Origin of the sequence: Pseudomonas sp. GZD-209 (assembly GCF_049310485.1) — a bacterium.
In the GTDB taxonomy this organism is placed as follows: Bacteria; Pseudomonadota; Gammaproteobacteria; order Pseudomonadales; family Pseudomonadaceae; genus Aquipseudomonas; species Aquipseudomonas sichuanensis.
The window spans coordinates 1-5734 of sequence record NZ_JBMOWQ010000218.1; the positions used below are offsets into that span (position 1 = coordinate 1).

The window sequence follows — 5734 nt, forward strand, 5'->3', positions numbered from 1 at the left end:
CCGCTCCCACAAGCCCGTTTGGGCATCTGTGGGAGCGGGCTTGCCCCGCGATCGTTTCAGCCTTCGTTATCTATTTAGATCTTCCAGCTATCACCTTCATATCCAAATGGTAGAGATCAAAGTGCCATTAATCAGGAAGGCTTAAATACAGCTTCCTATACTCCAGCAGGAACAGTCTCCAGCCGCGCACCGTGGGGACCAGAGAGCACTCGACGAAGAGGCCTGCAATGGAGTGGCTGGGACTGCAATTGTTCTCGGGATTACCGACGACCGGGCAGATCATCCTCGACTGCCGACACAACCCCTACCTGGTGCTGTTGGCCTTTGCCGTGGCCAGTATCGCCTGCTTCGCCACTCTGGACATGGCCGAGCGGCAAAGCCATTGCGAAGACCGCCTGGCCCGCAGGCAATGGCGAATACTGGGCGCCTGCTGCCTCGCCGGTGGTATCTGGGCGATGCACTTCATCAGCATGCTGGCCTTCCAGGCACCGCTGGACATTCACTACGACGCGGCCCTGACCGGCCTGTCCCTGCTGATTGCGCTGCTCGCCGCCTGGCTGGCGATGAACGGCCTCGACCGTACCGAAATGCGCCCGCACCACTATCTGCAGACCGCGCTGTTCATCGGCATCGGTATCAGCACCATGCACTACGTCGGCATGGCCGCCCTGCAGACCAGCGCCCAACAGCACTACCAGACGGCCCTGCTGCTGGCATCGATCGCCATCGCCGTGGCCACCAGCCTGGTCGCCCTGCTGATGGCCCGGCACTTTCGCCAGGGCAGTGGCACCTTGCACCTGCTGATGAAATACGGCGCCAGCCTGCTGATGGCCGGCGGCATTGTCGTGACCCACTTCACCGGCATGGCCGCCATGACCCTGGTGATCCCCAGCGAGACCGCCCTGCGCCTGACCACCGGCGACAACAGCCTGCAACTGGCCCTGACCATCGCCTTCATCACCCTGCTGATCAGCGGCAGCAGCATCAGCGCAGCGCTGTCCGACAAGAAGCTGCAAAGCAAGGAGCACGACCTGCGCCGGGTGAACGTGCTGCTCAGCCAGCTCGACCAGGCCCGCGCGTCACTGCAACAGGCCGCGCACTATGACGCGTTGACCAACCTGGTCAACCGCCGTGGTTTCAACCAGGTGTTCGCCGAACGCCTGGCCGAGCATGCCGCCAGTGAAAGCATGCTCGCGGTGATGTTCCTCGACATCGACCACTTCAAGCGCATCAACGACAGCCTCGGCCATGCCGCCGGCGACGAACTGCTCAAGGTGATCGCCGGGCACATCAAGGCCGCGACCCGTGGTCACGACCTGGTGTCGCGCTTCGGCGGCGACGAATTCTGCATCGTCACCGCACTCAACAACCGCGACGAGGCCCGCCATCTGGCGCAGCGCATCATGTTGCGCATGAAGGAGCCGATCGACCTGGCGGGCCGGCGCATGGTCATGACCACCAGTATCGGCATCAGCATTTTCCCCGACGATGGCCTGAGCACCGAGGAGTTGCTGAAGAACGCCGACCTTGCGCTTTACCAGTCCAAAGGCTGCGGGCGCAACAGCCTGAACTTCTTCAGCAACGGCCTGAAGACCCGCGCCACCCTGGAGCTGCAACTGGAAGAGGAACTGCGCGTGGCACTGTTCGAAGAACGCGGGTTGTGCGTGCACTACCAGCCGATCTTCGACCTGCGCAGCGGCCGGGTATCCAAGCTCGAAGCCCTGGTGCGCTGGCAGCACCCGCAACATGGCCTGCTCGGCCCCGACCGGTTCATCGGTATTGCCGAGGCCAACGGGCTGATCGCCGAGCTGGACCTGTGGGTGCTGCGCCGGGCCTGCGCAGACCTGGCCCAGCTCGGTCGCCAGGGCCATGACGAGCTCAAGGTAACGGTGAACTGCTCGGCGCTCACCCTCGGCCGCGAAGAGCTCGCCACCGAAGTGGAACTGGCGTTGTTCCAGGCCGGCTTGGCCGCCCGTCAACTGGAGCTGGAGGTCACCGAAAATGCCCTGATGGGCGACATCCAGCACACCGTCAACCTGCTCAAGCGCATCCGCGCCCAGGGCGTGGCCCTGTCGATCGACGATTTCGGCACGGGCTATTCATCGCTGGCCTACCTCAAGCGCCTGCCGCTGGACGTGCTGAAGATCGATCGCTCGTTCGTTCAGGACGTACCGGGCAACCAGAAAGACCGCGAAATCGTCCAGGCGATCATCATGATGGCGCATACGCTGCACCTGGAGGTGGTGACCGAGGGCGTCGAGACGCCAGAGCAGCGCGCATTCCTTGCCGCCCATGGCTGCGACTACCTGCAGGGCTACCTGCTCAGCCGCCCGGTCCCCCTGGCCGAGCTGCGCCCAGTGCTCGAACGGCTCGATCGCCAGGCCCGCGTACTCACCCCTTGTTGCGATACAGCTCTACCAGAGTCGCCGGATCTTTTTGCAGATAGCCCTGGCTTCCATGCAGGCGCATCAATTGCGCGGCGAGGCCACTGAGCGGCGTCGCCGAGCCCTGCTCGCGGGAGAATCCAACGGCGGTATCCAGGTCCTTGAGCAGGGTGCGCACATGCCACTTGATCGGTTCGAAACGGCTCTCGGCCATTTGCGGTGCAAGGATCTGCAAGGGTTTCGAGTCGGCGAAACCACCGGCCAGGGCTTCGGCGATCAGCCGCGCATCCACCCCTGACTGTTCGGCCAGCGCCACGACCTCGGCGATCACCAGCGCATTGCAGGCGACGATCATCTGGTTGCACGCCTTGGTCACCTGCCCTGCCCCCACCGCGCCCATGTGCGTCACCCGCTGACCGAGGGTCAGCAACACCGGGCGAACGCGCTCCAGGTCATCCGCCTCGCCGCCGACCATGATCGCCAGGGTGCCGGCCTCGGCGCCTGGAGTGCCGCCGGACACCGGTGCATCCAGCCAGGCCATGCCGCACAGGGCCGCCAGCTCCGCGGCCATCTCCCGCGTGGCGGTGGGTTCAAGGCTGGAGAAGTCCACCAGCAACTGGCCGCTGCGCCCACCCTTGGCGATGCCCTGCTCACCGAACATCACTTCGCGCACCACCGCCGTGTCGGCCAGGCACAACAGCACCACATCGGTGCCCTGGCACAGCTCGGCAGGGCTGGCGGCCAGGCGGGCACCCGCGGCCACCAGCTCGGCGCATTTGTCCGGGCTACGGTTCCACACTGTCAGCGGATAGCCGGCCGCCAACAGGCGACGACACATCGGCAGGCCCATCAGGCCAATCCCGGCAAAACCCAGCGAAGGCAACGCACTACTCATGAGCGACTCCAGACATAAGATTAAAGAAGCGTGACAAACGGACGATGCAGTGCAGGTGCGATTCGCAAAAAACCATGTAGGGGCTAGGGAAATCCCCTATCGCACAAGAAAAAGACGCACTGATAAAGTCGCGATATTTCTCCGTGATAGCGTTATGACATGCTTCACCGGGAAGCCCACACTCCCAGGCAAACGGCGCACTATGACCTCTACGAACACTTCTGCCAATGCGGTCCCCGAGTCGACGCTCCTTCCCGCTTCGCTGACCGCAAGCGGTGCTCGAGACCTGCCGGCGGCGCGCAGCACACCGGCGCAGCAGTACCTCTACTTCACCGAACAGGACATCCAGCGCATTCTCGACAACCTCGACGGCCTGCGCGACCTGGTATTCCCGCGCAACCTGCACGTGGAAGACGAAGACCAACTGCGCCTGGAACAGCAGTTCCCGTCGGTGTGCCTGATCGGCCTGGGCCGTTGCGGCTCGAACATTGCGCTGGACGTGGCGGAGCTTGTGTACAACGCCCGCACCTTCTTCCTCAATGAATTCAACAACGAGGATCGCCTCAAGGGCGAAGGTGGTTACAGCCCCGCGCGCTGGATCCGCCAGAACCTGCGCCTGGTACAGAACAAGGGCGTGAAACCGGTATTTCTGGTCGAGCCGCTGGTGATGCTGGGCGATCTGGACAAGGACATCGCCGGGCGCATCCGCTTCTCGCGCAAGGGCGAGCGCGGCGGTTTCCTGCGCGACTACAGCAAGATGAAGATCATGGACCTGTCCGAGGTGCATGCCGGTGGCGCCGGTAACGCGCCGATCCTCGGCCAGTACCTGGCCAAGATCATCCTCAACAAGGATACCCAGCGCTTCTCCAGCGCCGACTGGAAGCTGATCCACTCGTACCTGATCGACTCCTGTGGCATCAAGGCCAACCAATCGCGCCTGTATTTCTACATCTTCAGCGCCGGCGGCGGCACCGGCTCGGGCATGGCTTCGGAATTCGGCCTGGCCCAGCAGTACTCCTACATGAACAAGACCTTCGACACCAAGCCGGCCGACGAGAACGACGGCAAGAGCGGGCATTCGTTCGTGTTCGAGCCGATCTTCACCAGTGGCATCTGCGTGCTGCCCAACGCCTCCGACCACCGCAGCGAGATGTCCGAGGCCCTGCACATCAACGCCGGGCGCCTGCTGTGCAAATATCTTTCGGAAGAATGGGACTTCTCGTACAACTTCGATAACGAAGACAGCAGCGAAGCCAGCGTCATGGGCCGCATCCGCCCGTGGAACGCGATGATGCTGATCTCCAACGACATCATGCGCTACGCCGAAGAAAGCGATGACGGCACGATCCAGAACATCGACGTCAACGCCATGGAGAAACACGCCAACCAGTACATCTCCCAGCAGATCTTCAACATCCTCACCGCGCAGGCGGTGACCACCGACTACGACCAGAACTACTTCCGCCGCGCCGGCATCGACATCGGCGAAACCATCCGCCTGGATGCCAACGACCTGTTCATGAGTCTGGCCGGCCCCGTGGCCATCGCCTACGCCGAATCGGTGGTGCCGGAAATCCCCCCGGCCGGCTCGGAAAAGTTCAAGGTGTTCGAGCGCGAGCAGCCGCGGCTGGATATCGACGACCTGTTCTTCCGCTCCATCGACCTGCCGCACTTCAACAAGCAGACCCAGGCCATCGAAGGCATCAGCCTGCTGCCGATCGAGTCGAGCCGCTACCGCGCGGCGCTGGAGCAATACCAGGCCTCGGGCTATGACGCCGCGGCGCTGCACGACCTGCACTTCTTCAAGAACTGCTCGTCGGTGGTGTCGATCGTCTCCCTGCCCAAGGACTACAAGCTGTCGTACATGGACCTGAACCGGCTCAAGACCCACCTCAACAGCCTGTTCCCCAACACCACGCTCAAGCGCTACGCGCTGGTGATCGGTGCTTCGGCCAACTTGTCGCTGACCACGTTGATTGCAAAGAGCCCGTGCCTGTCGGACGATTTCCTGACCCTGATCGTGGCGTTCATCAAACGTTGCTTTGCGCGCAATCCGTACCGTTTCGACGACACCATGGACAACGCCATCCTCGAATTCATCACCAGCGAGCACTTCGACGAGGGCCGCATCGACGAGCTGCTCAACGAATTCGAGAACCCGGCGAAGATCCTCGACACCAACTGGTACGCGATCAAGCCGATGTACGAGAAGAAGTACCGCGAGCTGATCAACGACAAGAGCCGGTTCGTTTCGATCAACGATATCCGCCTGTCGCGCGAATGCGTGAAGAAGGCGGTGAAGTACCTGCGCGAGATCTACCGTCACCGCATTGGCAAGACCCGAGTGATCTCGTTGAACACCCATACCGGGCGCGTGGATTACTGAAACGCATCGCGGGGGGGGGGAGGCGGCACACACCTCCTTTTGGGGGGGGTTTTCCTCACTACGCCTCTT

General features: G+C 62.6%; 3 protein-coding genes. 2 read left to right on the forward strand and 1 reads right to left on the reverse strand.

Annotation, left to right across the window (positions count from 1 at the left end):
- Nucleotides 1–227 precede the first annotated feature (227 nt).
- Complete coding sequence (locus ACO6VM_RS22210; protein ID WP_422403835.1) at nucleotides 228–2492, forward strand: putative bifunctional diguanylate cyclase/phosphodiesterase; 2265 nt, start codon at nucleotides 228–230, stop codon at nucleotides 2490–2492.
- Here the strand turns inward: ACO6VM_RS22210 and ACO6VM_RS22215 are convergent.
- Nucleotides 2392–3279: an NAD(P)-dependent oxidoreductase gene (locus ACO6VM_RS22215; protein ID WP_422403836.1), complete on the reverse strand. Its 888-nt coding sequence runs from the start codon at nucleotides 3277–3279 to the stop codon at nucleotides 2392–2394. The genes ACO6VM_RS22210 and ACO6VM_RS22215 overlap by 101 nt on opposite strands.
- A gap of 202 nt (nucleotides 3280–3481) precedes the next feature.
- Between ACO6VM_RS22215 and ACO6VM_RS22220 the strand changes: the two genes are divergently transcribed.
- Nucleotides 3482–5665, forward strand: coding sequence for a hypothetical protein (locus ACO6VM_RS22220; RefSeq protein ID WP_401058716.1), 2184 nt, complete (start codon nucleotides 3482–3484; stop codon nucleotides 5663–5665).
- The last annotated feature ends 69 nt before the right edge of the window (nucleotides 5666–5734 follow it).